1 pseudogene is annotated in these 1,044 nt (G+C 49.8%); it reads right to left on the bottom strand.

The features are described from left to right. Window positions 1–151: 151 nt before the first annotated feature. Window positions 152–436, bottom strand: a pseudogene (locus HMPREF2785_RS11565) (transposase); the annotation flags it as partial. Between the last annotated feature and the right edge of the window lie 608 nt (window positions 437–1,044).

Below are 1,044 nucleotides of genomic sequence, written 5' to 3'. Positions count from 1 at the left end.
CAAAGCTTGGGATACCGAACCCCGGTCGAGGTCGAAACCGAATTTTGGAAGCAGAACCCACCCCAGGAAATAATAGAAATCAAGGCAAACGCCTAGGAACAAAACCCGGGGCACTTCACTCTGGGTACTTTAGTGCCCAGAGGCTTATCTACATGGCACGTTCGCTACGGGTTCGTCGTTCTAACAGCCAGTCAGACAAGAAGGAACCGTGGCGTAGTTTCGGGATAGCCACATCGACGGTGCTGACCCGTGTATCCAGTAGTCGGTGGCGGTAGCCGTTGCGGTGGTTGACGCGGTTGTCGCTGGTGGTGCCGTAGTCAGCGCTGCCGACAGTATCGTCTTGGGAAGATAGAATTTGGTTGATGAAATCACCGAGCATCTGACGCGTCAGATCGGGTGATGCTTGAGTGAGTAGCTCTTCGAGGTATGCTTTTGGTTGCCAGTTGTGTCGGCACCGGGGGCTTAACTGTGAGAAGCGGGTCGAATAGCGGAGTTCTCCGCTAGGAGGTGTAAAAATTCCTCTGGGTCTTTAACCGTCAAGCGAATGGGTCTTCCGATATTGCGGTGTAGGAGGATATTTGCAGAACCGGCATGGAATGAAATAGTGCCATCCAGGAAGTGAACCCCAAACGTTTGGGATTCGAGTATGGGGCCCGAGGGAAGGATCTCCGCCCCCTTCAGAGATTCCAAACGAACGTTGCTAACTGGAATGCCAAGAACTGAAATCCGAAGGATTTCATCATTCAGCAACACCCCGACATTAAAGAAAATTGCCAGAGACACTAAAAGACCGCATGTGATAAAGGCGGTTTGATCTCTTCTGGTCAAGAAGTAGACACACAATAAGAGTACTGCGAAGATAAGTACGATCCGACTAAAATTATATCCAAATACTCTTGATCGATAACTTGAACCAGTCATGAATATCACTCAACTTCCTTCCAACTATCTTCATGGGTAGTAAGGCGAAAGTAGCTGCAGCTATGCCTTAAGGTCCTAATGTGTGTATAGCGTACACCCATCTGTACGCGCTGACCTGCGGCG

This window comes from Corynebacterium sp. HMSC067D03 (genome assembly GCF_001811185.1).
GTDB classification, from domain to species: Bacteria; Actinomycetota; Actinomycetes; order Mycobacteriales; family Mycobacteriaceae; genus Corynebacterium; species Corynebacterium coyleae.
Note: the sequence above shows the minus strand (reverse complement) of the source record. Positions and strands in the feature narration are given on the sequence as shown.